The organism is Streptomyces sp. NPDC057302 (assembly GCF_042667685.1).
Lineage (GTDB): Bacteria > Actinomycetota > Actinomycetes > Streptomycetales > Streptomycetaceae > Streptomyces.
In genome coordinates this window covers 1-1,697 of sequence record NZ_JBHUZJ010000179.1, presented here as the reverse complement: position 1 = coordinate 1,697, position 1,697 = coordinate 1, and the positions used below count along the sequence as shown (strand labels likewise).

Annotated in this window: 2 protein-coding genes; both read right to left on the bottom strand. The window is 67.5% G+C overall.

Annotated elements, in window-relative coordinates; translation table 11 throughout:
• Positions 1–1,192, bottom strand: a 1,192-nt coding sequence (locus ACFUPX_RS44130) for a hypothetical protein (RefSeq protein WP_383335409.1), incomplete at its 3' end; no start/stop codon positions are given.
• 2 nt (positions 1,193–1,194) lie between these two features.
• A complete protein-coding gene (locus ACFUPX_RS44125) occupies positions 1,195–1,602 on the bottom strand; it encodes a hypothetical protein (RefSeq protein ID WP_361016958.1) in 408 nt (135 codons plus the stop codon).
• Between the last annotated feature and the right edge of the window lie 95 nt (positions 1,603–1,697).

Sequence of the window (1,697 nt, the reverse complement as noted above, 5' to 3'; positions counted from 1 at the left end):
CGCCGACGTTGGTCTCCTTGTCCACGAGCTTCGAGGGGTCGTTGGGCTCGTCCTTGCGGATGCCCGAGCCGAGGGCCGCTTCGGCCGCATCGATGGTGAACGTCGGGAAGCAGACGCCGACCTCCAGGTTGTCCCGGACGGCGGTCGGGATAGCGTCGCCGGTCTGCTTCTGCGTGCCGAAGATGCCGATCACGCCGAGCCCGCGACCCTCCTTGGAGATGGTCTGCATCATGCGCTGGTTGGACTCGATGACCTGCTTGTCCTTGCCGGTCAGGCCCTTGGTGTCGGCGTAGTTGTGGCACTCATCCATGAGCACCAGGACGAGCGGGTTGGTCTCGGTCGGGCCGTGCTTCCAGAACTTGTGCGTGCCGCGTTCTTCCACGAGGGCGGCCGGGCGGTCCTTGAGCAGGCGGACCAGCTCGGTCAAGCGCTGGTTGGCGGTCTCCGGGTTGTCGCCGACGACGAACATGGCCCGGCTGCCGACCTCTCCCCAGTCGCCGTATCGGGCGTCGGAGGTCTTGCCGTCGAAGATGGCGAACTGGACGTTGGCGCGGTTCGCGAGCGAGGCCATCCAGGCGAGCATGAGCATGGTCTTGCCGTAGCCGGGGAGGCCCGCGACCTTGATTCCGCTCAACTGCCGTAGCGGGATGGCGACTTGGCGCATCCAGGGGTTGTGTCCCATCGGGAGGACCCAGTCGTCTTCGGCGGGCCAGGTGTACGGCTGGTGGTCGTCGAGCGGGTTGCCGACGATGCCTCGGACCTCCACGAGTCCGGCCTTGAGTCGGCGGACTTCCACGGTCTGGCAGTCCCAGGCGTCCGCGAGCCAACCGCCGGCCTTTTCGACTTCCTCGACGCCGACCTTCGGGATGGTCTTGATGACGGCGCGGATTCCCCAGGGCTCCGGGAAGACGCGGATCTTCGGGACGACCGTGACGGGCTTGGCGGTCTTGCCCTGCCAGTCCTTGCGGCCCTTGGTGTTCTCGTCCACGCGGGCCAGGCCGACGTTCGGAGCGAGGCGACGCCAGCGGCGGGAGACGGCCCAGGCGTGGCGCATCCGGGCCCGCTGGAAGGGGGTCGCGCGGATGTACCGGTAGGTGGCGATGAAGAGGCGAGCCGCCCCCCAGGCCGCCAGCACCGCGAGGGCGATGACGGCGACCAGGGGAGCCAGGCTCAGGGAGTCAGTGGCGGACACGATCAGCCTTCCTGCGAGGCGGACTTGCGGGAGGTCGGGACGGCGGAGGTCGAGCGGATCTCGTCGGCCTGGTACCAGGCGGTGCCGCCGACGACCTTCTCGTTGCCGTTGCGGTCGGTCCGCTTCTCGGCCGGGGTCACACCGACCCGGAAGCCGACCAGCTCGACCGGCTGCGGCATGTTCTGGAGGGCGTCGCCGGGGTTCGAGTGCGAGAGGACACCGACCTTGAGGATCTCGTTTTCGGTCCGGCCGAACTGGGTGAACGAGGCGACGACCTGCACCTCCCACTTGGGGGTGCCGTCCTTGGCGGTGTCCTGCTGCTGCGTGCCGAACTGCATCTTCGGGGACGAGCTGAGGAACATGACCATGGAGAAGGTGCGGGCCTGGTCGACGTGGAAGATGGCGGGCATGGATGTCTCCTGACGTTTCGTCATCTGCGGATGTGATGACTACGGGCTGTGCTGGGCTCTACGATGAGCCTGGCAGACGGGATCTGTCAACCGAG